Annotated in this window: 19 protein-coding genes; 14 read left to right on the plus strand and 5 right to left on the minus strand. The window is 60.2% G+C overall.

Features of this window, described 5'->3' with window-relative positions; all coding sequences use genetic code 11:
- Nucleotides 1–77 precede the first annotated feature (77 nt).
- On the plus strand, nt 78–548 hold the full coding sequence (locus KGA82_RS14755) for a RidA family protein (RefSeq protein ID WP_223450969.1): 471 nt from the start codon (nt 78–80) through the stop codon (nt 546–548).
- On the plus strand, nt 545–1,732 hold the full coding sequence (locus KGA82_RS14760; protein WP_223450971.1) for an aminotransferase class V-fold PLP-dependent enzyme: 1,188 nt from the start codon (nt 545–547) through the stop codon (nt 1,730–1,732). The genes KGA82_RS14755 and KGA82_RS14760 overlap by 4 nt, the downstream gene beginning before the upstream one ends.
- On the opposite strand, the gene KGA82_RS14765 is transcribed toward KGA82_RS14760, so the two are convergent.
- The gene (locus KGA82_RS14765; RefSeq protein WP_008034222.1) at nt 1,729–2,070 is read right to left on the minus strand and encodes a hypothetical protein; all 342 of its coding nucleotides are present in this window, start codon (nt 2,068–2,070) and stop codon (nt 1,729–1,731) included. The genes KGA82_RS14760 and KGA82_RS14765 overlap by 4 nt on opposite strands.
- Nucleotides 2,071–2,289: 219 nt before the next feature.
- Here KGA82_RS14765 and rapA point away from each other — a divergent pair, with 219 nt between their 5' ends.
- Nucleotides 2,290–5,136 carry an RNA polymerase-associated protein RapA gene (rapA, locus tag KGA82_RS14770; RefSeq protein ID WP_223450973.1) on the plus strand — a complete coding sequence of 949 codons (2,847 nt, stop codon included), beginning with the start codon at nt 2,290–2,292 and terminating at the stop codon, nt 5,134–5,136.
- A gap of 201 nt (nt 5,137–5,337) precedes the next feature.
- Here rapA and KGA82_RS14775 read toward each other — a convergent pair whose 3' ends face one another.
- Nucleotides 5,338–6,687 (minus strand): spinster family MFS transporter, encoded by a 1,350-nt coding sequence (locus tag KGA82_RS14775; RefSeq protein ID WP_008043599.1) that lies wholly within the window; start codon nt 6,685–6,687, stop codon nt 5,338–5,340.
- A 337-nt stretch (nt 6,688–7,024) separates the two neighbouring features.
- Between KGA82_RS14775 and KGA82_RS14780 the strand changes: the two genes are divergently transcribed.
- Together KGA82_RS14780 and KGA82_RS14785 are read left to right on the plus strand one after the other, a co-directional pair.
- A complete protein-coding gene (locus tag KGA82_RS14780) occupies nt 7,025–7,384 on the plus strand; it encodes a YkgJ family cysteine cluster protein (protein WP_032829148.1) in 360 nt (119 codons plus the stop codon).
- A 143-nt stretch (nt 7,385–7,527) separates the two neighbouring features.
- A complete protein-coding gene (locus KGA82_RS14785) occupies nt 7,528–9,810 on the plus strand; it encodes a putative bifunctional diguanylate cyclase/phosphodiesterase (RefSeq protein WP_207286328.1) in 2,283 nt (760 codons plus the stop codon).
- Here the strand turns inward: KGA82_RS14785 and KGA82_RS14790 are convergent.
- Nucleotides 9,701–10,597 (minus strand): NAD(P)-dependent oxidoreductase, encoded by an 897-nt coding sequence (locus KGA82_RS14790; RefSeq protein WP_223450975.1) that lies wholly within the window; start codon nt 10,595–10,597, stop codon nt 9,701–9,703. The genes KGA82_RS14785 and KGA82_RS14790 overlap by 110 nt on opposite strands.
- A 198-nt stretch (nt 10,598–10,795) precedes the next feature.
- Here KGA82_RS14790 and KGA82_RS14795 point away from each other — a divergent pair, with 198 nt between their 5' ends.
- Complete coding sequence (locus KGA82_RS14795) at nt 10,796–12,997, plus strand: hypothetical protein (RefSeq protein WP_223450977.1); 2,202 nt, start codon at nt 10,796–10,798, stop codon at nt 12,995–12,997.
- A 1,093-nt stretch (nt 12,998–14,090) separates the two neighbouring features.
- Here KGA82_RS14795 and KGA82_RS14800 read toward each other — a convergent pair.
- Nucleotides 14,091–14,396 (minus strand): DUF2288 domain-containing protein, encoded by a 306-nt coding sequence (locus KGA82_RS14800; protein ID WP_223450978.1) that lies wholly within the window; start codon nt 14,394–14,396, stop codon nt 14,091–14,093.
- A 340-nt stretch (nt 14,397–14,736) separates the two neighbouring features.
- Between KGA82_RS14800 and KGA82_RS14805 the strand changes: the two genes are divergently transcribed.
- The 5 genes from KGA82_RS14805 (at nt 14,737) to KGA82_RS14825 (ending at nt 19,739) form a co-directional block, all read left to right on the plus strand.
- Complete coding sequence (locus KGA82_RS14805; protein WP_223437626.1) at nt 14,737–15,864, plus strand: branched-chain amino acid ABC transporter substrate-binding protein; 1,128 nt, start codon at nt 14,737–14,739, stop codon at nt 15,862–15,864.
- Between the two features lie 232 nt (nt 15,865–16,096).
- Nucleotides 16,097–17,020, plus strand: coding sequence for a high-affinity branched-chain amino acid ABC transporter permease LivH (gene livH / locus KGA82_RS14810; RefSeq protein ID WP_008034378.1), 924 nt, complete (start codon nt 16,097–16,099; stop codon nt 17,018–17,020).
- Nucleotides 17,017–18,273: a high-affinity branched-chain amino acid ABC transporter permease LivM gene (locus KGA82_RS14815; RefSeq protein ID WP_008034379.1), complete on the plus strand. Its 1,257-nt coding sequence runs from the start codon at nt 17,017–17,019 to the stop codon at nt 18,271–18,273. The genes livH and KGA82_RS14815 overlap by 4 nt, the downstream gene beginning before the upstream one ends.
- Complete coding sequence (gene livG, locus KGA82_RS14820) at nt 18,270–19,037, plus strand: high-affinity branched-chain amino acid ABC transporter ATP-binding protein LivG (RefSeq protein ID WP_008034380.1); 768 nt, start codon at nt 18,270–18,272, stop codon at nt 19,035–19,037. The genes KGA82_RS14815 and livG overlap by 4 nt, the downstream gene beginning before the upstream one ends.
- Entirely contained in the window at nt 19,038–19,739 is a 702-nt protein-coding gene (locus KGA82_RS14825; protein ID WP_008034381.1) for an ABC transporter ATP-binding protein, read from the plus strand.
- Between the two features lie 184 nt (nt 19,740–19,923).
- Here KGA82_RS14825 and KGA82_RS14830 read toward each other — a convergent pair whose 3' ends face one another.
- Nucleotides 19,924–20,832, minus strand: coding sequence for a LysR family transcriptional regulator (locus tag KGA82_RS14830; RefSeq protein WP_192228639.1), 909 nt, complete (start codon nt 20,830–20,832; stop codon nt 19,924–19,926).
- 105 nt (nt 20,833–20,937) lie between these two features.
- Here KGA82_RS14830 and KGA82_RS14835 point away from each other — a divergent pair, with 105 nt between their 5' ends.
- The 3 genes from KGA82_RS14835 to KGA82_RS14845 all read left to right on the plus strand — a co-directional run bounded on the left by KGA82_RS14835 (nt 20,938) and on the right by KGA82_RS14845 (nt 24,059).
- A complete protein-coding gene (locus KGA82_RS14835; RefSeq protein WP_008034386.1) occupies nt 20,938–21,537 on the plus strand; it encodes a short chain dehydrogenase in 600 nt (199 codons plus the stop codon).
- A gap of 159 nt (nt 21,538–21,696) precedes the next feature.
- Nucleotides 21,697–22,350, plus strand: a complete 654-nt coding sequence (locus KGA82_RS14840; protein ID WP_223450979.1) for a COG3650 family protein — start codon at nt 21,697–21,699, stop codon at nt 22,348–22,350.
- Between the two features lie 95 nt (nt 22,351–22,445).
- On the plus strand, nt 22,446–24,059 hold the full coding sequence (locus KGA82_RS14845) for an NAD(P)/FAD-dependent oxidoreductase (RefSeq protein WP_192228637.1): 1,614 nt from the start codon (nt 22,446–22,448) through the stop codon (nt 24,057–24,059).
- Nucleotides 24,060–24,157 lie beyond the last annotated feature (98 nt).

The following is a 24,157-nucleotide window of genomic DNA, read 5'->3' on the forward strand; positions in this document are numbered from 1 at the left end:
ACGTCGGATTAAATCTATCCGTTTGTCGCGCTCCCCGTCCGCCAACATGCTGAAGCCTTCATTCAGGAGGATTCACCATGACCGATTCACTCGCCCACCGTGTCCAGCAACTTGGCCTGAGCCTGCCGACACCGAGCCAGCCCATCGCCAACTACGTCAACCACGTGGTCAGCCAGAACCAGCTGTTCATTTCCGGCCAGATTCCGTTACTGGACGGCAAACCGGCATTCATCGGCCGATTGGGAGAGTCGATCTCCGATGAAGAAGGCGCCAACGCCGCCGAACTTGCCGCGCTGGGCCTGCTCGCACAATTGAGCGATGCACTCGGCGATGACCTGTCGAAACTGGTGCGCATCATCCGTCTTGGCGTGTTCATCGCCAGCGCCCCGGATTTTGCGCGTCAAGGTGCGGTCGCCAATGGCGCATCCAACCTGTTGGTCAATGCCCTCGGCGAAAAAGGCCGGCATGTGCGCACGGCTGTCGGCGTATCGAGCCTGCCCGGCGGCGTGGCCGTGGAAATCGACGCTATTTTCGAGCTACGCCCATGAACCTCGACGAAGTGGAGCGTTTGCGAGCGGCGACGCCGGGGTGCGCCAGCGTGATTCACTTCAACCACGCCGGCGCCTCGTTGCCGAGCCAGGCCACCCTCGACGCGATCATCGAGCAACTGCGACTCGAAGCCCACTGCGGCCCCATGGAAGCCGCCGACCAGAGCGTGCAGGCCCGCGCTCGCAGTGCGGCGGCCCTGCTGCTCAATGCAAACACTGAGAATATCGCGTTCGCCAGCAGCGGTTCGGCGGCCTGGGGCATGGCATTCAATGCATTGGGGCCGTGGCAGGACGGCGAGCGGATTCTGGTCGGGCGCCATGAATGGGGCGGCAATCTGGCCTGCATCGCACGGGCCGTCAGCGCCGGGGCGCGGCTGGAGGTGATTCCCTGCGATGAGACGGGCGCCGTGTCCGTGTCCGCTCTCCAGCAGATGATCGACCCGAAGGTGAAGCTGATCGCATTGACCTGGCTGCCGGCCAACGGCGGCCTGATCAACCCGGCCGAGGCCATTGGCGCCGTGGCGCGCCAGCACGGCATTCCCTACTTCATCGACGCCGGCCAGGCGCTGGGGCAATTGCCCTGCGACGTGCAGGCATTGAACTGCGATGTGCTCAAGGGCGCAGGGCGCAAATTCCTCCGTGGCCCACGAGGAACGGCGCTGATGTACATCAAACCGGGGTTTCTCGAACGGCTCGTGCCCGGCCATCTGGACGTGCTTTCCGCGCCGTGGGACGGCGAAGGTTTCTCGGTGCGTGACGATGCGCGGCGGTTTGAAACCAGTGAAGTGTCGGTGGCTTTGCTGGCCGGGCTGGCCAATGCGCTGGAGGAGTTCAACCACTTGGGTGCAACCCGGATTCGCCAGCGGATCGAAAGCTTGAGCGGGCAACTGCGCGAACGCCTTGAGTCGGTCAGCGGGCTGACGCTACACAACCTGGGGCCGGCGAATCAGCAATCAGGCTTGGTCGCCTTCACGCTCAAGGGTTGGGACAGCGTTGAATTGAAGCAGCGGCTGGCGCAACGAGGGATCAACATCGGCGCCAATGGCGTGGCCTATACGCCGCTGGATATGCAGGCCCGAGGGCTGGACAGCATCGCGCGGATTGCCGTCAGTTACCTCAATACCGAAGAAGAAATGGATGTACTGCTCGACGCCCTCAACGAACTTTCCCTCATCAAGGACTAAATCTGAATGTCGACCCACAACCCCTGACGCGGCTCGTCGTCCATCAATGGCGCGACCGGCACGGTGTTATCCGCGTTGAGCTCAGTGCCGGGAATCGCCAGGTGCTCTTCAGGATCTTCATCGGCTTCACGGCGACGGCGTTCCTTTTCCTGCTTGCGGCGTTGTTCCTCGCGCAGCTGAAACGCCGCCTCTTCCGGATCGCGCTGTTGCAGGTCGATCGTGCTTTCGTTGGAGCTTTCCTGCACCGGCACAACAGGCGGAATATCCGGACGCTGGCGGATCGGGTCGTGCTGTGAAGTGATCGGCACGGCACTCAAGGGGAGCATCGGTGGCAGCATAATTATTTGTCTCCTGTCAGCAGGCTGTCGGCTGCGGGGATGGCGACTTGAGCCATCGGTCGCAAACTGTGACCGGATTGGCACTAACAAGTGCCCCGGCCCGCACACGTCTCAAGCGGTGAACTAACGTAAGACTGTGAGTTTTTCTGAGAGTCCTTTGGCCCTGAAGCCCTCATTCCGTTAAGATAGCCCGCTTTTTCAAGGTGGGAGTCAGGCAGCATGGCGCAGCAGTATCAACCGGGGCAACGCTGGATCAGTGACAGCGAAGCCGAGCTGGGTTTAGGCACCGTTCTGGCACAGGACGGCCGCTTGTTGACCGTGCTCTATCCGGCCACTGGCGAGACTCGCCAGTACGCGCTACGGAATGCGCCCCTCACCCGCGTGCGTTTTTCGCCGGGCGATTCGATCATTCACTTCGAAGGCTGGAAACTGACCGTACAGGAAGTCGACGACATCGACGGCCTGCTGATCTACCACGGCCTCAACGCGCAGAACGAAGTGGTCACCCTGCCGGAAACCCAGCTGTCGAACTTCATTCAGTTCCGACTGGCCAGCGACCGTTTGTTCGCCGGGCAGATCGACCCGCTGGCCTGGTTCTCCCTGCGCTACAACACCCTGGAACACACCAGCCGCCAGTTGCAATCCTCGCTCTGGGGCCTGGGCGGCGTGCGTGCGCAACCCATCGCGCACCAGTTGCACATCGCCCGTGAAGTCGCCGACCGCATTGCGCCGCGGGTATTGCTGGCAGACGAAGTGGGCCTGGGCAAAACCATCGAAGCCGGCCTGGTGATTCATCGCCAACTGCTCTCGGGCCGCGCCAACCGCGTGCTGATCCTGGTGCCGGAAAACCTGCAGCACCAGTGGCTGGTGGAAATGCGCCGCCGCTTCAACCTGCAAGTCGCGCTGTTCGACGAAGAACGCTTCATCGAAAGCGATGCCGCCAACCCGTTCGAAGACACCCAGCTTGCGCTGGTCGCCCTGGAATGGCTGGTGGAAGACGAAAAGGCCCAGGATGCGCTGTTCGCCGCCGGTTGGGACTTGATGGTCGTCGACGAAGCCCACCACCTGGTGTGGCACGAAGACAAGGCCAGCCCGGAATACTCGCTGGTTGAACAGTTGGCCGAAGTCATTCCCGGCGTATTGCTGCTGACCGCCACCCCGGAACAACTGGGTCAGGACAGCCACTTCGCACGTCTGCGCCTGCTCGACCCGAACCGTTTCCATGACCTGCACGCCTTCCGCGCCGAGAGCGAGAACTATCGCCCGGTGGCCGAAGCCGTTCAGGAGCTGCTGGACAAGGGGCGCCTGTCGCCTGAAGCGCACAAGACCATTCACGGCTTCCTCGGCAACGAAGGCGAAGCGCTGCTGAGCGCCGTCAATGATGGCGACACCGAAGCCAGTGCCCGTCTGGTCCGTGAACTGCTCGACCGCCACGGCACTGGCCGCGTGCTGTTCCGCAACACCCGCGCCGCCGTGCAGGGTTTCCCGGAGCGCAAACTGCACCCGTACCCGCTGCCGTGCCCCGACGAATACCTCGAACTGCCGCTGGGCGATCACGCCGAGCTGTACCCGGAAGTCAGCTTCCAGGCCCAGCCGGACGCCAACGAAGAAGAACGCTGGTGGAAATTCGACCCGCGCGTCGAGTGGCTGATCGACCAGCTGAAAATGCTCAAGCGCACCAAAGTGCTGGTGATCTGCGCCCACGCCGAAACCGCCATGGACCTGGAAGACGCCCTGCGCGTGCGTTCCGGTATTCCTGCGACGGTGTTCCACGAAGGCATGAACATCCTTGAGCGTGACCGCGCTGCCGCCTACTTCGCCGATGAAGAATTTGGCGCGCAAGTGCTGATCTGCTCGGAAATCGGCAGTGAAGGTCGCAATTTCCAGTTCTCGCACCACCTGGTGCTGTTCGATCTGCCGTCGCACCCGGACCTGCTGGAGCAGCGGATCGGTCGTCTCGACCGGATCGGCCAGAAGCACATCATCGAACTGCACGTGCCGTACCTCGAAACCAGCCCGCAAGAGCGCTTGTTCCAGTGGTACCACGAAGCGTTGAACGCGTTCCTCAACACCTGCCCGACCGGCAACGCCTTGCAGCATCAGTTCGGCCCGCGCCTGCTGCCGCTGCTGGAAAATGCCGACGACGGCGAGTGGCAAGCGCTGATCGACGAAGCTCGCACCGAGCGTGAGCGCCTGGAAGCCGAGCTGCACACTGGCCGCGACCGCTTGCTGGAACTCAATTCCGGCGGCGCTGGCGAAGGTGATGCGCTGGTCGAGGACATCCTCGAGCAAGACGATCAGTTCACGCTGCCGATCTACATGGAAACCCTGTTCGACGCCTTTGGCATCGACAGCGAAGACCACTCGGAAAACGCCCTGATCCTCAAGCCGAGCGAAAAAATGCTCGACGCCAGCTTCCCGCTGGGCGACGACGAAGGCGTGACCATCACTTACGACCGCAACCAGGCGCTGTCTCGCGAAGACATGCAGTTCATCACCTGGGAACACCCGATGGTGCAAGGCGGCATGGACCTGGTGCTGTCCGGTTCGATGGGCAACACCGCCGTGGCGCTGATCAAGAACAAGGCGCTGAAACCGGGCACCGTGTTGCTGGAACTGCTCTACGTCAGCGAAGTGGTTGCACCGCGTTCGCTGCAACTGGGTCGTTACCTGCCGCCGGCCGCGCTGCGCTGCCTGCTCGATGCCAATAGCAATGACCTGTCGGCCCGGGTGTCGTTCGAGACCCTGAACGATCAACTGGAAAGCGTACCGCGTGCCAGCGCCAACAAGTTCATCCAGGCCCAGCGCGATCAGCTGACGCCACGGATCAACGCCGGCGAAGAGAAAATCTTCCCGCGTCACGCCGAGCGCGTGGCTGAGGCGCAACGTCGTCTCGCGGCTGATACCGATGAAGAACTGGCGCGCCTGACCGCGTTGCAAGCGGTCAACCCGACCGTACGCGACAGCGAACTGGTTGCCCTGCGTAAACAGCGTGAACAAGGTCTGGCGATGCTCGACAAGGCAGCGCTGCGACTGGAAGCGATTCGGGTGTTGGTGGCGGGTTAATCGTCCTGCCCCACCTCGCGCAATGAAAAAGGCCCGCAGCGATGCGGGCCTTTTTTTGTCTCGGATAAACCAGACAATCCCTGTAGGAGCCGGCTTGCTGGCGATGGTCGTTAACGATAACGCGTACTGACTGGTTCACCGCGGCGTATTCGAGTCCATCGCCAGCAAGCCGGCTCCTACAGGTTCTCTATTGCAAATCTCCTACGCGGTGACTGCCGGGATCTGCGGCTCAACCACCGCCACCAAGCCTTCCTTCATCCGCTTCGCATCCCGCACAAAACACCGCGACGCCATGAACAGGAACACCATCGTAAAGAACAGCGCTACCGGAATCAGGTACATCGCGTCATGCAGGCCAACAGCCTTGAACGCTTCGGTCATCTGTTCGGCGCCGGCCGCCAGCATCGCCGTGTGCGCAAAGTGATCGGACAAACCGCCCACCACCACCGGCCCCAATCCACCACCCAGCAAATACAGCCCGGCAAAGAACAACGCCATCGCCGTGGCCCGCAGGCGTGGTTCGACCACGTCCTGGATGGCCGTGTAAACGCAGGTGTAGAAGTTGTAGGCAAACAACCAGCCCAGACTGAACACCGCCACGAACACCCCGATCTCGATCCGCCCGGCATGCAACGCCCACGCGGTGCACACCGTCGAAACGATCAGGCTGAACGCCGCAAACAGCAGCCGCCCATTGGCCACCCGCTGGTGAATCTTGTCTGCGACCCAGCCGCCCAACGTCAGGCCGAACAGCCCCGTCACGCCGACGATCACACCGGTCGCCACTGCCGCTTCGTGCAATGGCATCTGGAAGTAGCGTTGCAGCATCGGCACCAGAAAGGAGTTACAGGCATAGGTCGCGAAGTTGAAGCACAGCCCCGCCATCACCAGCCACAGAAAGGTCGGCACCGCCAGTACCCGGCGGATCGGCCGGTCCACACGCTCCTGCGAGACCTGCACACTTTCCGCTGCGCCGCGTTTCGGTTCCTTGATGAAAAACATGAAGACCGCCAGGATCAGCCCCGGCACCGCCGCGATGAAGAACGGCGCGCGCCAGCTGTCGAACGCCTTGACCATCCAGCCGATGGTGAAGAACGCCAGCAGCAGGCCCAACGGCAGACCCAGCATGAAAATGCCCATCGCACGCGCACGGCGGTGGGCCGGGAACAGGTCGCCGATCAGCGAGTTGGCGGCAGGTGCGTAACTGGCCTCACCGATACCGATGCCCATGCGCACGATCAGGAAACTCCAGAAACTGCCCACCAGCCCATTGACCGCTGTCAGCCCGCTCCAGGCCGCCAGCCCCCACCCCATCAACTTGGCGCGCGAACCGGTATCGGCCATCCGCCCCAGCGGCAGCCCGGCAATCGCATAGACAATGGTGAAGGCGGTACCGATGATGCCCAGCTGAAAGTCGCTGAGGTGCCATTCCATACGGATCGGCTCGATGATGATGGCCGGAATGGTGCGGTCGAAGAAATTGAACAGATTGGCCAGGAACAGCAGGAACAGAATGCGCCAGGCATTCGCCGCTTGGGTCGAGTTCTGCATGGGTCCGTCTCTTTTTATTGTTTTTGGGGCATCACTGTCCCCGGAACCTGCAATCTAGTCAGGCCCAGTGCAACTGTCTGTAATTATTCGTAAGGCTGATATCAACCCATGGCGCCAGTGGAGCTGACTTGCAAGCGATGGCGATGCCACATTCAACATTCATGTGACTGATATGCCGGTCGTATCGCCCGTCCCACAGTGGGTTGGTGGTGTTTCCCATGATCCGACCAACCGTTGAAAAATACCTCTGTGCCCCCCTTCCAAAGCCCGAGGCGAAGCCTAGAATAGCGGCCTTGTCTGCCACACCATGCCCCCATCCCTCCTTTGATTATCGCCCATGTCCGAAGCCAGTCCGTGTCTGAATTGCGGTGCCTGCTGTTCTCACTTTCGCGTGTCTTTTTTCTGGGGTGAATGCACCTCGGCCGGAGGTGTAGTACCCGATGAACTGGTGGCGCCGATCAGCCCCAGCCGGGTGGCCATGCTCGGCACCGACTGCAAACCGACTCGTTGTGTCGGATTGGTCGGTGAAGTCGGCACCGCGGTGCAATGCTCGATTTACGACCAACGCTCCAGCACTTGCCGCGAGTTCGATGCCTCTTGGGCCAACGGCGAGGCGAATGTGGATTGCGATGCGGCACGAGCCGCCTTCGGGTTACCAGCGCTGCAACCCGATTTACCTTATGAGCAGATCGCCTGAGCCTTAGCCGTAAACGCTATAACACTTATGCCAAAATCATTAGTGCCAATGTGCCATCACCGCTGACGCTCTTTGTATGACCTCTATACTCCAAAGCATTCGCCAGCGTGCATGGCGCGGGCCGGGACAAGACGGGGCATGCTATGGAGTGGCTTGGTTTGCATTTTTTTACCGAGCTGACCGCGAACGGGCAAGTTGTCCTCAATTGCACACATGATCCTTTTCTGGTGCTGCTGGCCTATCTGGTCGCCTGTGTGGGCGGCTTCGCCACGCTGGACATGGCCGAACGGGTCGGGCATTCGGAAAACCCGGCGTCACAACGGCTGTGGCGCTGGATCGGCGCCGGATGCCTGGCCGGCGGCATCTGGGCCATGCATTTCATCGGCATGCTGGCGTTTCAGGCGCCGGTCGAGATTCAATACGAACTGCCCGTCACCCTTGCCTCCCTGCTGATTGCCCTGTTCGCCTCGTGGCTGGCGATGCACACCCTCAGTCATCCTCACCTGAGCATCCGGCAGTACATCCAGGCGGCCATTTGCATTGGCCTGGGCATCGCGATCATGCATTACGTGGGCATGGCGGCGATGCGTTCGAATGCGATGACGTATTACGAACCGGTGCTGTTCATCCTCTCCATCGTCATCGCCATTGGCGCCAGCCTCGCGGCGCTGTTGCTGTCGAGTCGATTGCGCGAAGGCTCTGGCCTGCTCCATCAATTGGTCAAATTCAGCGCCAGCCTGGTGCTTGGGGCGGGCATTATCAGCATGCATTTCACCGGCATGGCCGCCTTCAGCCTGGTGCTGCCGACCGGCAGCCCGCTGACGTTGCCCGGTGACAACAATCACCTGCAACTGGGGCTGACGGTGGCGGTCATCACGCTGCTGATCATCGGCAGCAGCATCGGCGCAGCACTGGCGGACAAGAAACTGCAACACAAGGAACGCGACCTGCAACGGGTCAATACGCTGCTCGGCCAACTGGACCAGGCGCGCATGTCGCTGCAAGAAGTGGCGAACTATGACGCCCTGACCAACCTGATCAACCGCCGCGGCTTCAACCAGATCTTCGCCGAGAAGCTGCTCCAGAAAACCGATGAAGGCGGCATGCTCGCGGTGATGTTTCTGGACATCGACCACTTCAAGCGGATCAACGACAGCCTCGGCCACGACGCCGGCGACGAATTGCTCAAAGTCCTGGCCCAGCACATCAAGGGTTCGGTTCGCAGTCACGAAGATGTGGTGGCGCGTTTCGGCGGTGACGAGTTCTGCCTCCTCATCAGCCTGCGTGAACGCGAGGAAGCACGGGCCATGGCCCAGCGCATCATGCTGAAGATGAAGGAACCGATCGAGCTGTCCGGGCGGCGCATGGTCATGACCACCAGCATCGGCATCAGCCTGTTTCCGGAGGATGGCACCACCTGCGAGGAATTGCTGAAACACGCCGACCTGGCGCTGTACCAGTCCAAGGGCGGCGGCCGCAATGGCCTGAATTTCTTCAGCCCGAACCTGAAAACCCGAGCCACGCTAGAGCTGCAACTCGAAGAGGAACTGCGCCACGCCCTGCATGAAAACACCGGGCTGATCCTGCATTACCAACCGATTTTCGACTTGCAAACCGCACAGGTCAGCAAGCTGGAAGCGCTGGTCCGCTGGCAACATCCGGTTCACGGGCTGCTGACACCAGACCGCTTCATTGCCATCGCCGAGGCCAACGGGTTGATTGCCGAGCTGGACAATTGGGTTCTGCGCAAAGCCTGCGAGGACCTGAGCGAGTTGTCACGTCAGGGCTACGAAGAACTGCACATCGCCGTCAACTGCTCGCCGCTGAACCTGGCGCGCGAAGACCTCGCCGATGAAATCGAACACGCGTTGCGGGTTGCCGGAGTGGCGCCGCAGCGACTGGAACTGGAAGTGACCGAGAACGCGCTGATGGTCAACATCGCCAATTCGTTGGTGTTGTTGCGCCAGATCCGCGCCCTCGGCGTGTCGCTGTCGATCGACGAATTCGGTACCGGTTATTCCTCCCTCGCCTACCTCAAGCGCCTGCCGCTCAACTCGCTGAAGATCGATCGCTCGTTCATCCAGGACATTCCCAAGTCGACCCAGGACATGGAAATCGTTCAGGCGATTATCGTCATGGCTCACACCCTGCATTTGCAGGTGATCACCGAAGGCGTCGAAACCCTTGAGCAATACGAGTTTCTCCAGCGCAACGGCTGTGATTTCGTCCAGGGCTACCTGCTCAGCCGCCCGGTGCCGCTGGCGGAACTGCGTCCGGTGCTGAGTGAAATCAACCAGCGCCAACACGGGCACACGATCAGCCCGCTGAGTCCGGTTCGCGGTACAGCTGCACCAGGGTCGACGGATCTTTTTCCAGGAATCCCTGGCTACCATGCAACCGCATCAATTGTGCGGCCAATCCGCTGATGGGCGTGGCCGAACCTTGCTCACGGGAAAATTTCACCGCGGTATCGAGGTCCTTGAGCAGCGTGCGCACGTGCCATTTCACCGGTTCAAAACGGCTTTCGGCCATTTGCGGGGCGAGGATCTGCAACGGTTTTGAATCGGCAAACCCGCCGGCCAGCGCTTCGGCAATCAGGCTGGCCTGCACACCGGAACGTTCGGCCAGCGCCACAACTTCGGCGATAACCAGAGCGTTACAGGCAACGATCATCTGATTGCAGGCCTTGGTCACCTGCCCCGCCCCGACCGCGCCCATATGAGTGACACGTTGGCCGAGGCTGAGCAGAACAGGCCTGACACGCTCAAGGTCCGCCGCTTCGCCGCCCACCATGATCGCCAGGCTCCCGGCCTCGGCGCCGACAACGCCCCCGGACACCGGAGCGTCCAGCCAGCGCATGCCGGTCTGGCTGGCCAACTGCGCCGACATTTCCCGCGTCGCGGTGGGCTCCAGGCTGGAAAAATCCACCAGCAACTGGCCGCTTTTCCCACCTTCGGCCACTCCGCCCGGACCAAACACCACCTCGCGCACCACGGCCGTGTCGGCCAGGCACAACATCAGCACATCGGCGTGCCGACACAGCTCGGCAGGCGTGGCAACTTGTCGCGCACCCGCCTCGACCAGCGGAGCACATTTGGCCGGATTACGGTTCCATACAGTCAGCGAAAACCCCGCAGCCAGCAGGCGCCGGCACATCGGCAGGCCCATAAGGCCGATACCGGCAAAACCCAACGAAGGTAGGGTTGACATCATTTGGCCTCCTTTTTCATTAAAGATCGCCAAATATTGGCCGATTCATCATGACTAAGGAAAGGATTCCCCCGAGTGATGTTCAGGCCCAGTCCCTGACGCTTGGGCCCAATACGCGCTGAAAAAAGACGCGAGAACCCATCCGTGATGGTTTGACGACACGTTGTCGTCCAGCCAACCAGCCCAGGTACATGGCGCACAATGACTTCTAAAAACAATCCGGCCACTGCGATTTCCGATCTGACGCTGAGCCCCGCGGCGAACAGCCCCACGCCGTCGAAGCCATTGAGCCCCTCGCGCCCGTTGGCGACTCAGCAATACCTGTACTTCACCGAGACCAATACCGACCGCATCCTCGATAACCTCGACGGTCTGCGCGACATGGTGTTCCCGCGTCCGCCGCACCTGGAAGGCGATAACGAACAGCACAACGATCAGGAATTCCCGTCGGTGTGCCTGATCGGCCTCGGTCGCTGCGGCTCGAACATCGCGCTGGACGTCGCGGAGCTGGTGTACAACGCCCGCAAGTTCTACCTCAACGAATTCAACAACGAAGATCGCCTGTCGCCGGACAAGCGCTACGCGGAAAAGGGTTACAGCCCGGCCCAGTGGATCCGCAACAACCTGCGCCTGGGCACGAACAAGGCCACCAAGCCGGTGTTCCTGGTCGAACCGCTGGTGATGCTCGGCGACCTGGACAAAGACATCGCCGGTCGCATCCGTTTCTCGCGCAAAGGCGAAAAAAGCGGCTTCCTGCGCGACTACAGCAAAATGAAAATCATGGACTTGTCGGAAGTCCACGCCGGTGGCGCCGGTAACGCGCCGATCCTCGGTCAGTACCTGGCCAAGATCATCCTGAACAAGGACACCCAGCGTTTCTCCAGCCCGGACTGGAAAATGATTCACTCGTACCTGATCGACAGCTGCGGCATCAAGGCCAACCAGTCGCGCCTGTACTTCTCGATCTTCAGTGCCGGCGGCGGTACCGGTTCGGGCATGGCTTCGGAATTCGGCCTGGCCCAGCAACACTCGTACATGAACAAGACGTTCGACACCAAGCCGATGGACGAGCACGACGGCAAAAGCGGTCATTCCTTCGTCTTCGAACCGATCTTCACCAGCGGCATCTGCGTGCTGCCGAACATTTCCGATCACCGCAGTGAAATGTCCGAGGCGCTGCACATCAACGCCGGTCGCCTGCTGTGCAAATACCTCTCGGAAGAATGGGACTTCTCCTACAACTTCGCCAACGAAGACAGCAGCGAAGCCAGCGTCATGGGCCGTATCCGCCCATGGAACGCGATGATGCTGATTTCCAACGACATCATGCGTTATGCCGAAGAAAGCGATGACGGCAACATCCAGAACATCGACGTCAACGCGATGGAAAAGCACGCCAACCAATACATTTCGCAGCAGATCTTCAACATTCTGACGGCGCAGGCGGTCACGACTGACTACGACCAGAACTATTTCCGTCGCGCCGGCATCGACATCGGCGAAACCATTCGCCTCGACGCCAACGACCTGTTCATGAGCCTGGCCGGCCCGGTGGCGATTGCCTACGCCGAATCGGTCGTGCCGGAAACCCCGCCGCCAAGCAGTGACAAGTTCAAGGTGTTCGAGAAAGAGCCGCAGCGCCTGAACATCGATGACCTGTTCTTCCGCTCCATCGACCTGCCGCACTTCAACAAAGTGACCCAGGCCATTGAAGGCATCAGCCTGCTGCCGATCGAGTCCAAGCGCTATCGCGCCTCGCTGGAGCAGTACAAGAATTCCGGTTACGACGCGGCCGCGTTGCACGACCTGCACTTCTTCAAGAACTGCTCGTCGGTGGTGTCGATTGTTTCGCTGCCAAAAGACTACAAGCTGTCGTACATGGACCTGAACCGGTTGAAGACTCACCTCAACAGCCTGTTCCCGAACACCACGCTCAAGCGTTATGCGCTGGTGATCGGCGCGTCGGCCAACTTGTCGCTGACCACCTTGATCGCCAAGAGCCCGTGCCTGTCGGACGACTTCCTGACGCTGATCGTGGCCTTCATCAAGCGCTGCTTCGCGAAGAACCCGTACCGCTTCGACGACACGCTGGACAACTCGATCCTCGACTTCATCATCAACGAAGACTTCAACGAAGAGCTGATCGACGACTTGCTGAACGAGTTCGAGAACCCGGCGAAGATCCTCGATACCAACTGGTATGCGATCAAACCGATGTACGAGAAGAAGTACCGCGAGCTGATCAACGACAAGGAAAAATTTGTCTCGATCAATGACATTCGCCTGTCGCGCGATTGCGTGAAAAAGGCGATCAAGTACCTGCGCGAGATCTACCGTCACCGGATTGGCAAGACCAAGGTTATTTCGCTTAATAACCACACGGGCAAGACGTTTACCGTCTGATCTGATGCCGCTCCTCAGGCTTTTAGATTCAAGCTTGGGGGGCATATCCGTTTTTTGGGGGATGGCGGATATTGGTTTCGCCCTTACGGCGAGTTACTTGGAAAAGCGCCAAGTAACCAAACGCTCTTGCCCCACCACTTGGCACCTCGCTCTGGCTCGGTGTGCCCTCACTCCGGCATTGCTCCGCGGGTCGCCGCGATGGGCCATCCCTGGCCCAGCGCGGCTAAACCGGCATCCTTGCCGGTTTCCCCGCTGCGCAATGCCTGCGTTCGGCCAGCGTGGTTAACGGGGCGCTTGCGATCAAAATCAAAAACGAGGCGGCCTTTGGGCCGACCGGGGCGTCAAGCGGGCGCGCTGCGCTTATTTGACCGTGCTGACGCCGATCCCAAGTAGGAGCGAGCCTGCTCGCGAAAAACGCCCAGCCACCGCGCACATTCAGGCAGCCCGCGTCATCGTTAACGTCCATCGCCAGCAAGCCGGCTCCTACAGGGGATTGGTGTACAAGTCCGGAATGAGTGTACGAAACAAAGAAGGACAACGCGGACCACCAAAGAGCCAGGTCGGCTTTAAGGCCGCCTCGCGCGGTGTTGATCTGGCTTTTGATTTTGATCTGCTTGCCCCATGGGGAGGCCGAGTGGAGGTTCTGCGCAGTGGGCAACCCGGCATGGATGCCGGGTTAGCCGCCCCCGGCCATGGATGGCCGATGGCGGCGGGCCCACGGAGCAGGACCGAAGCGAGGGTATGCCGAGCCATGGCGAGGCACCGGACGAAAGGGGCAAGAGCGCTTGGTTACTTGCCGCTTTTGCAAGTGACTCGCCGTAAGGGCGAAACCATTAGCAGCCGTTACCGCAGTAATGGATATGTACACAACCCACAACCCACAAACCACGCCTCCCAGCCTGAATAGCCCCCCAAATCCAACATCCAGAAACAATTAAGCAGCCCATCGGCTGCTCAATAAACTGTGCCCGTTACGTTTACGTCACCGTTATGCCAACTCCGCCTGTGGCCTTTCTCTACGGCAACATGCCATCACGCTACTCGGCTACACACTTTTCTCCGGCGAAGCGACGCACTCATTCGGTGCGCAACTTCACTTCGTCGCCCTTTCCTGGATCAGAATCCACGGCGAAACCACCACTGCCCACAGCTGCGGATCACGTTCAAAAAGATCCAGCGCCCGCGTTTCAGACAGCTTGGCGACCGTGTCGGCGGCCAGCCAGGCAGCCACTTTCTCGCCCTCGTCGGTGGCCACGGCCTCGGCCACCGCGATCAAATCAAGATCGGGATCGACCCACAATAGGGCACCCTTGGCGAAGAAGGGCTCCAGCTCCTTCCAGGTAATAGATGCGGTTTCACCAAGCAGCTTGGCATAGAGGGTGCTAGGTTCTTGAGTCATGGGTCCTGTCCGGAAATGAAATCGACGTGGATGATAACGTCGGTGGTCAGGCAGAAAAACCCGGATGCAATTGAGTTACCGATTGAAAACTGCAGGAAAGCCAAGGATTGCTGAGAATTCAGCTACAACCCCCGCCGCAATTCTGTCTTTTTCTTTCAAAAAAGCGACACCCTCAGGTTTTGCCCCCCGGCGCTGCCTTCCCAGGCTAACAATCGGCGCTCTACACTGTACCGGTACAGTTGCCGGGGGCATTTTCCGGAGGATATTCGAAGATATCTGACCCGGTTCTGCTGCTACGGCGCCAGGACTATAAAAACTACAACAGTAAGAGTGGAGCACTATGACTAAGGCTACTAAGCAGATTTCCAAACTGTTTGCCGCTATGGTTCTGGCCGGGGTTGCCAGCCATTCGTTCGCAGCTGACACCATCAAGATCGGCATCGCCGGCCCTAAAACCGGCCCTGTAGCCCAATACGGCGACATGCAGTTCAGTGGCGCCAAAATGGCCATCGAACAGATCAACGCCAAGGGCGGCGTAGACGGCAAGAAACTCGAAGCCGTTGAATACGATGACGCCTGTGATCCAAAACAAGCTGTGGCTGTCGCGAACAAGGTCGTCAACGACGGCGTCAAGTTCGTAGTCGGTCACCTGTGCTCCAGCTCCACTCAACCGGCTTCGGACATCTACGAAGACGAAGGCGTGATCATGATCACCCCGGCTGCCACCAGCCCGGACATCACCAATCGCGGTTACAAAATGATCTTCCGTACTATCGGTCTGGACAGCGCCCAGGGCCCTGCCGCCGGTAACTACATTGCCGACTTCGTAAAACCGAAGATCGTTGCTGTCCTGCACGACAAACAGCAATACGGTGAAGGCATCGCCAGCGCCGTGAAGAAAACCCTGGAAGGCAAAGGCGTCAAGGTTGCCGTGTTCGAAGGCATCAACGCCGGCGACAAAGACTTCTCTTCGATGGTCTCCAAGCTCAAGCAAGCCAACGTCGACTTCGTCTACTACGGCGGCTACCACCCGGAGCTGGGTCTGATCCTGCGTCAATCCCAGGAAAAAGGCCTGAAAGCCAAGTTCATGGGTCCGGAAGGCGTGGGTAACGACTCCATTTCGCAGATCGCCAAGGAAGCTTCCGAAGGCCTGCTGGTGACCCTGCCGAAATCCTTCGACCAGGATCCTGCCAACATCGCCCTGGCTGACGCGTTCAAAGCGAAGAAAGAAGACCCGAGCGGTCCGTTCGTGTTCCCGGCCTACTCGGCGGTGACCGTAATTGCCGACGGTATCAAGGCTGCCAAGTCCGAAGACTCCGCCAAAGTGGCTGAAGCCATCCACAAAGGCACCTTCAAGACCCCTACCGGCGACCTGAGCTTCGACGAGAAGGGCGACCTGAAAGACTTCAAATTTGTGGTTTACGAGTGGCACTTCGGCAAACCAAAAACTGAAGCCAAGCCTCAGTAAGGCGTTGCCTGACTGACTGCCAATAAAGCCCACGGCGTGCCGTGGGCTTTGTTTTACGAACGTATTGGGCCGCGCTGGCGTGATCCGCCAGTCTCCCCACCTGAAAATCTCAAAACCGTCATCAGCGGTTCGCTGGCAAACCTCGCGTTCGAAGTGGATGCAGATCCACGGGGCTCGAGCGGGAAAATGACTCCACCAGTGAAATGCGTATCAGGTTTTTAGGAGCGCTGTAATGCCTGACATCTATCACTTCTTCCAACAGCTGGTTAATGGTCTGACCATTGGCAGCACGTATGCCCTGATCGCCATCGGCTATACGATGGTTTACGGCATCATTGGAATGATCAACTTCGCCCACGGCGAGGTGTACATGATCGGTTCCTACGTGGCGTTCATCGCCATTGCGGGCCTGTCCATGATGGGACTCGACAGTGTTCCGCTGTTGATGACCGCCGCTTTCCTCGCGACCATCGTCGTGACCAGTGCCTACGGTTACAGCATCGAACGGATTGCCTACCGCCCCTTGCGCGGCAGCAACCGTCTGATCCCGCTGATTTCCGCCATCGGCATGTCGATTTTCCTGCAGAACACGGTTCTGCTGGCGCAAGACTCCAAGGACAAATCCATCCCCAACCTGATCCCCGGCAACTTCGCCATCGGGCCAGGTGGCGCACATGAAGTGCTGATTTCCTACATGCAAATCGTGGTGTTCGTGGTGACCCTGATCGCCATGCTCGGCCTGACGCTGTTCATCTCCCGCTCTCGCCTGGGTCGCGCCTGCCGCGCCTGTGCCGAAGACATCAAGATGGCCAACCTGCTGGGTATCAACACCAACAACATCATCGCCCTGACCTTCGTCATCGGTGCCGCACTGGCGGCCATCGCGGCCGTGCTGCTGAGCATGCAATATGGCGTGATCAACCCGAACGCCGGTTTCCTGGTCGGCCTCAAGGCCTTCACCGCAGCGGTACTGGGCGGTATCGGCAGCATCCCCGGCGCCATGCTCGGCGGGATCGTGCTTGGGGTGGCGGAAGCCTTCGGTGCCGATATCTTCGGCGACCAGTACAAGGACGTCGTGGCGTTCGGCCTATTGGTTCTGGTGTTGTTGTTCCGGCCTACCGGCCTGTTGGGCCGTCCGGAGGTTGAAAAAGTATGACTAGGAATCTTAAACAGGCGTTGTTCAGCGCCTTGCTGGTGTGGGCCGTTGCCTACCCGGTACTCGGTCTGAAGCTGACCATTGTCGGCATCAACCTCGAAGTCCATGGCACCAGCACTGCAACGCTGATCACCATCGCCGTGTGCTCGGTACTGATGTTCCTGCGGGTGCTGTTCGACCAGCAGATCAGCTCGGCCTGGAAATCCTCGCCCAACCTGCCGGTGATGCCGGCCAAGGCCAGTAATTTCCTGACCCTGCCGACCACCCAACGCTGGATCATCATCGCGCTGATCGTCGGCGCGCTGGTCTGGCCGTTCTTCGGTTCTCGCGGTGCGGTGGATATCGCCACGCTGGTGCTGATCTACGTGATGCTCGGCCTGGGCCTGAACATCGTGGTCGGTCTGGCCGGCCTGCTCGACCTCGGTTACGTCGGCTTCTATGCCGTCGGCGCCTACAGCTACGCGCTGCTGTCGCACTACTACGGCTTGAGCTTCTGGATCTGCCTGCCGATCGCCGGCCTGATGGCGGCCACTTTCGGCTTCCTGCTCGGTTTCCCGGTCCTGCGTCTGCGCGGTGACTACCTGGCGATCGTGACCCTGGGCTTCGGCGAAATCATCCGTCTGTTCCTGCGTAACCTGACCGACATCACCGGTGGTCCGAACGGCATCAGCAACATCGAGAAACCGACGTTCTTCGGCCTGACTTTCGAACGCAAAGCGGCCGAAGGCCTGCAGACGTTCCACGAGTACTTCGGCCTGGAATACAACTCGATCAACAAGGTGATCTTTCTTTACCTGGTCGCGCTGTTCCTCGCGCTGTTTGCGCTGTTCGTCATCAACCGCTTGCTGCGCATGCCCCTGGGCCGTGCCTGGGAAGCGTTGCGTGAAGACGAAATCGCCTGCCGTGCTCTGGGTCTGAACCCGACGATCATCAAGCTCTCGGCTTTCACCCTCGGCGCGTGCTTCGCCGGTTTCGCGGGCAGCTTCTTCGCCGCGCGTCAGGGCCTGGTCACACCGGAGTCCTTCACCTTCATCGAGTCGGCGACCATCCTCGCCATCGTGGTGCTGGGTGGCATGGGCTCGCAGCTGGGCGTCGTACTCGCCGCCACGGTGATGATCCTGTTGCCGGAAATGATGCGTGAGTTCAGTGAATACCGCATGTTGATGTTCGGCGCCTTGATGGTGCTGATGATGATCTGGCGTCCTCAAGGTCTGCTGCCCATGCAACGTCCTCACATGGAGCTGCGCAAATGAGCCGCGAGATCCTTAAAGTCGAAAACCTGAGCATGCGCTTCGGCGGCTTGCTGGCCGTCAATGGCGTAGCCCTGAGCGTGAAAGAGAAACAGGTCGTGGCACTGATCGGCCCCAACGGCGCCGGCAAGACCACCGTGTTCAACTGCCTGACCGGTTTCTACAAGCCGAGCGGCGGCAGCATCATGCTGGACGGCGAGCCGATCGAAGGCCTGCCCGGCCACAAGATCGCCCTCAAAGGCGTGGTGCGCACCTTCCAGAACGTGCGGCTGTTCAAGGACATGACGGCGGTCGAGAACCTCTTGATCGCCCAGCACCGTCACCTGAACACCAACTTCCTGGCGGGCCTGTTCAAGACCCCGGGCTTCCGCAAAAGCGAACGCGAAGCCATGGAGTTCGCCGAGTACTGGCTGGACAAGGTCAACCTCAAGGCATTCGCCAACCGTCCGGCCGGCACCCTGGCCTACGGTCAGCAACGTCGCCTGGAAATCGCCCGTTGCATGATGACCCGTCCGCGGATCCTCATGCTCGACGAACCGGCTGCCGGCCTGAACCCGAAGGAAACCGAGGATCTCAAGGCGCTGATCAGCATGCTGCGTGAAGAGCACAACGTCACCGTGCTGCTGATCGAACATGACATGAAACTGGTCATGAGCATTTCCGACCACATCGTCGTGATCAACCAGGGCACGCCTCTGGCCGACGGTACGCCGGAACAGATCCGCGACAATCCTGAAGTGATCAAAGCCTACCTGGGGGAAGCGTAAATGCTGCAATTCGAAAACGTTTCCACCTTCTACGGCAAGATCCAGGCGCTGCACAGCGTCAACGTCGAAGTCCGTCAGGGCGAGATCGTGACCCTGATCGGTGCCAACGGCGCCGGCAAGTCGACCCTGCTGATGACCCTCTGCGGTTCGCCGCAAGCCCACAGCGGCAGCATCCGCTACATGGGCGAAGAGCTCGTCGGCCAGAGTTCGTCGCAGATCATGCGCAAGAGCATCGCCGTCGTGCCGGAAGGTCGTCGGGTGTTTGCTCGCCTGACCGTAGAAGAAAACCTCTCCATGGGTGGCTTCTTCACTGAAAAGGGCGATTACCAGGAACAGATGGACAAGGTCCTCGGACTTTTCCCACGCCTGAAAGAGCGTTTCAATCAGCGCGGCGGCACCATGTCCGGCGGCGAACAGCAAATGCTCGCCATCGGCCGTGCGCTGATGAGCAAGCCCAAGCTGCTGCTGCTCGACGAGCCTTCGCTGGGTCTGGCGCCGATCATCATCCAGCAGATCTTCGACATCATCGAACAGCTGCGCAAGGATGGCGTGACGGTGTTCCTGGTCGAGCAGAACGCCAACCAGGCGCTGAAAATCGCTGACCGCGCATACGTTCTGGAGAACGGCCGCGTGGTGATGCAAGGCACCGGTGAAGCGCTGCTGACCGACCCGAAAGTGCGCGAAGCGTACCTCGGTGGTTAAGCGTTTGCGGTAAACAAAAAACGGCCTTCGGGCCGTTTTTTGTGCCAGGTACAACCCCGAGAACAATGAATAACCCTTGTAGGAGCCGGCTTGCTGGCGATAGCGGTATTACATTCAACAGAGATGCTGACTGATACACCGCTATCGCCAGCAAGCCGGCTCCTACAGGGTTTTGTGTGATCAGTCAGAGCCGATCCAACGCCTCCCCACTGCGCTTGAACCAGCCAATCAAGTAATCCGCCAGCACCTGCGTGCGCTTGGGCAACCCACCCTGATACGGGTGCACCAAATACATCGGCATGCGACGCGTCTGATAATCGCGCAGGAGCCAGCGCAAACGGCCGTCAGCCAATTCCGCCTGCAACAGGTAGGACGGCAGACGCGCAATGCCGGCGCCCGCCAGAGCGGCTTTTTTGAGCAGGCTGTAATGATTGCTGGCGAACGGCCCCGACACACGCACCCGCAATAATTCGTGCTGTTGGTGATACAGCCATTCTTCGCGGCCGCTGTAGTGGCTGTTGAGCAAACATTGGTGCTCAGCCAGGGACTGTGGGGTCAGCGGTTCGCCGTGTCGCTCAAGGTAAGCCGGGCTGGCGCAGGTCAGTTCGTGCCAGGCCAACAGCGGTCGCGCCACCAGACGCTCGTCATTGCCGACGTCGGAGCGAACCGCCAGATCAAAACCGTCGCGGGACAAGTCACGGTAATTGTTGCTGAGGTCGAGTTCGATCTGCACCTGCGGGTACTTGTGGGAAAACTCCAGCAGCAGGCCATCGAAGAAGGTTTCTCCCAACGATACCGGAACCGTCATACGCACCGGCCCTGCCATATCGTCCTTCAACCGCGCCAATGCCTGACGCGCCCGTTCCACTTGCACCACCAGCGCCTGGGCTTGCGGCAACAGCGCCGCCCCCGCCGCCGTCAGGCTCAAGCGGCGGGTGGTGCGTTGCAGCAACACCACGGAAAACCGCGTCTCCAACAGGCTGATGCGCTTGGACAACTGGCCTTTGCTGCAACCCAGTTGTTGCGCCGCCAAGGTGAAACTGCCCGCTTCAATCAACACCGCAAACGCCGCCAGATCATCCATCTCGCTCATGGATTGTTTCCATTAGAAAACCAAAGGTTGCCTATTAGCGCGCTTATCCGCAGAAAAAACCACTCTAGACTGAAGCCACTTTCAACACACATGAGGATCAACAACATGAAAATTCTTTTGATTGGCGCAGGCGGCACCATCGGTTCGGCGATCGACAAGGAGTTGTCCGAGCGTCACGAGGTCATCCGCATCGGTCGCAACAGCGGCGACTTCCAAGTGGATATCAGCGACAGCGCCTCGATTCGCAAACTGTTCGAACAGACCGGCAAGTTCGACGCACTGGTTTGCGCGGCGGGCAACGTGACCTTCGCACCGCTGAACGAAATGACCGCCGACAGTTTCACCCTCGGCCTGAACGACAAGCTGATGGGCCAGGTCAACCTGCTGCTGATCGGTCGCGAGTTCGCCAATGACGGCGCATCGTTCACCTTCACCACCGGCGTGCTCAGCCACGACCCGATCCGCAGCGGTGCTTCGGCCGCACTGGTCAACGGTGCCATCGACAGCTTCGTGCGTGCCGCCGCGATCGAACTGCCGCGCGGCCTGCGGGTGAACTCGGTGAGCCCGAATGTCCTGGTTGAAGCGATGGGCAAATACGCGCCGTACTTCCGCGGCTTCAAACCGGTTCCGGCTGTCGATGTGGCACTGGCCTACGCCAAAAGCGTAGAAGGCCTGCAAACCGGTCAGACCTTTCACGTCGGCTGAACAACACAATCCGTAGGAGCACGGCTTGCCGGCGAAGGCGTCCGTAAGATCGCCTTCGCCAGCAAGCTGTGCTCCTACAGGTGGACCAACACACCTCGGCGGGGTTGTGATGAACGGTCAGGCTGCGTAACGTGGCGGCTCTTGTCTGGAGAGCCAAAGATGCGTGTTGCCCGTTCCTTAGTCCTTGTTGCCGTGCTTCCACTGTTCGCGGCCTGTCAGTTGTTCGATGGGCCGCGTGAAAGTGCCTCCCACGTGGGCCAGACCCGAATGCAGGGTCTGTTGACGGCAGCCGATGGCAAGCTGTTGTTCCAGCCGTGCAATGAGCAGCGCAGTTTCGTGGTCAACGACACCGGCGGCACCAGCGTCCTGCAAGAGGCCGCAGGCCTCGCCGATGCGAAGGGCAAGCTGTTCGCCGACGTTCGCGGGCGGATCGTCGACAGCCGCCTCGATCTGGAGCAGTTGTACCGCGTCGAGCGCTCGGGCACCGCCTGCGGCGATCCGAATTTCAAACCGTTGATCCTGCGCGCCGCCGGCCACGGGCCCGAGTGGAACGTCAAGGTCAGCGGCAAAGGCATGGTCGTCGACCGTGCGGGCCAACCGCCCCTCGCCGTCCCTTATGTTGAAGAGCAACTGGGCGATGGCCGCTTCAACCTCAGCACCGAAGCCAATAACCAGCACATCGAACTGTGGGTCGCGCCGCAACGTTGCGTCGACAGCAGCACCGGCAGTGTTCAACACATGAGCGCCGAACTGCGCATTGATGGCCAGGTTCAGCGTGGTTGCGGGTATTTCGGCGGATCGCGCGACGACTGATCGTTTAAGCCTCACGGGACTCGGCTTTTGGGGCTTATAATCGCCGCCTTCAAACGCCTTGGCGCAGTTGTGCGCCCCGCGAACCGGATCCCGTCATGTTACGAATCACTGAACTCAAGCTGCCGATCGACCATCCCGAAGAAGACCTGCGCCCTGCCATCGTGCAGCGCCTGGGCATCGCCAGTGATGACCTGCTCGATTTCACCTTGTTCAAGCGCAGCTACGATGCGCGCAAAAAATCCTCCGAACTGTGCTTCATCTACACCATCGACCTCACCGCGAAGGATGAGGCGGCGTTGCTGCACAAGTTCGCCGATGACCGTAACGTCAACGTGGCGCCGGATGTCAGCTACAAAGTGGTCGGCCAGGCGCCGGCCGATCTGCAGCAACGCCCGGTTGTCGTAGGTTTCGGGCCGTGCGGGATTTTCGCCGGGCTGCTGCTCGCGCAAATGGGCTTCAAGCCGATCATCCTCGAGCGCGGCACCGAAGTGCGCCAGCGCACCAAGGACACCTGGGGCCTGTGGCGTAAAAGCGTGCTCAACCCCGAATCCAACGTGCAATTTGGTGAAGGCGGCGCGGGGACTTTCTCCGACGGCAAGCTCTACAGCCAGATCAAGGACCCGAAATTCATCGGACGCAAAGTCCTGCATGAGTTCGTCAAAGCCGGCGCGCCGGAAGAAATCCTCTACGTCAGCAAACCGCACATCGGTACGTTCCGTCTGACGGGCGTTGTGGAAAACATGCGTGAGCAGATTCGCGCACTGGGCGGCGAAGTACGCTTCCAGCAGCGCGTCACCGACGTGTTGATCGAGGACGGTCAATTGGTTGGCGTCGAGCTCAACGGCGGCGAACAGATCCATTCGAAGCACGTGATTCTGGCTCTCGGCCACAGTGCCCGCGACACCTTCCGCATGCTCCACGGCCGTGGCGTGTTCATGGAAGCCAAGCCGTTTTCGGTGGGTTTCCGTATCGAACACCCGCAGTCGCTGATCGACCGTGCGCGCCTGGGCAAGTACGCCGGCCACCCGAAACTGGGTGCCGCCGACTACAAACTGGTGCACCACGCCAAGAACGGTCGCTCGGTCTACAGCTTCTGCATGTGCCCGGGCGGCACGGTGGTCGCGGCCACCTCCGAGCCTAATCGCGTCGTGACCAACGGCATGAGCCAGTACTCGCGTAACGAGCGCAACGCCAACTCCGGGATCGTCGTCGGGATCACCCCGGAAGTCGATTATCCGGGCGGCCCGCTGGCCGGTATCGAGTTGCAGGAGCGCCTGGAATCCCACGCCTTTGTGCTGGGTGGCAGCAACTACGAAGCGCCGGCACAGCTGGTGGGCGATTTCATCGCGGGCAAACCATCCACCGAGCTGGGCAGCGTTGAACCGTCCTACAAGCCCGGTGTTGCGCTGGGTGATTTGGCGCTGGCCTTGCCGGCATTCGCCATCGAAGCCATTCGCGAAGCCTTGCCGGCGTTCGAGAAGCAGATTCGCGGCTACTCGCTGCATGACGCGGTGTTGACCGGGATCGAGACGCGCACGTCGTCACCGTTGCGGATCACCCGTAACGAGTCGATGCAGAGCCTCAACGTCAAGGGCTTGTTCCCGGCGGGTGAAGGCGCGGGTTATGCGGGCGGGATTCTGTCGGCGGGTGTCGATGGCATTCGCATCGCCGAAGCCGTGGCCCGCGACATCCTCGGCCTGGAAGCCTGACCTGCATTCCCTGGAATAAATGCAAAACCCTGTAGGAGCGAGGCTTGCCCGCGAAGAACGATAACGCGGACATTCAGACAGACCGCGTTATCGTTCTT

This window comes from Pseudomonas sp. BF-RE-22 (assembly GCF_019956155.1).
Classification (GTDB): Bacteria; Pseudomonadota; Gammaproteobacteria; order Pseudomonadales; family Pseudomonadaceae; genus Aquipseudomonas; species Aquipseudomonas migulae.